The organism is Thiolapillus sp. (assembly GCF_048562965.1).
Lineage (GTDB): Bacteria > Pseudomonadota > Gammaproteobacteria > Chromatiales > Chromatiaceae > Thiolapillus > Thiolapillus brandeum_A.
The window spans coordinates 1-507 of record NZ_JBHNMF010001699.1 but is presented as its reverse complement, the minus strand read 5'-3'; the positions used below and the strand labels follow the sequence as shown (position 1 = coordinate 507).

The window sequence follows — 507 nt, the reverse complement described above, 5'->3', positions numbered from 1 at the left end:
ATATTTCTTAGCATAGCGCTGGCCTGATAACCAAATAGCAAAGGTATCGGTCAAATCAAACAACGCCCACTCATGCCCTGCTTCTTTTGTTGCCAACTCGAATTCATCTACCTTGGCTCGTAAAGCCAGCTCTTCTTTTTCGTTGTACACGCAGAAAACCACACGTTGGGCAGCGGCCGCATCGTCCCTCCAGGGAATGGCAATGAACTTTCCATAGGAATGAACCAATCGCTTAACTCTGCTCACGCACCCACTCCATTTCTTCTGCAGTTATCAGGTTTGGAAATTGAACCTCCATGACATCTCCAATGCGTTTGAATATGATCCATCCACGGCGGGAAGCTTCTTCTGCTCGTTCAATGGCCTTGTCGAAAGAGCAGTCCAACAATTTTATATACGGTGTATGGAATAGTGCTGAACCTCGGTAGCCGGACAAGTAAGACAGCAAAAGTGCGTAAGAAATGCTGCCTACAGTTGCTTCCACCAGCGTCCTCTGCTTTCTTGTTC

Annotated in this window: 2 pseudogenes; both read right to left on the bottom strand. The window is 47.1% G+C overall.

What is annotated here, in order from left to right:
* Positions 1 to 246, bottom strand: a pseudogene (locus ACOCD2_RS26295) (DUF1788 domain-containing protein); the annotation flags it as partial.
* A pseudogene (locus ACOCD2_RS26290) lies at positions 233 to 507 on the bottom strand (hypothetical protein); the annotation flags it as partial. The pseudogenes ACOCD2_RS26290 and ACOCD2_RS26295, both read right to left, overlap by 14 nt.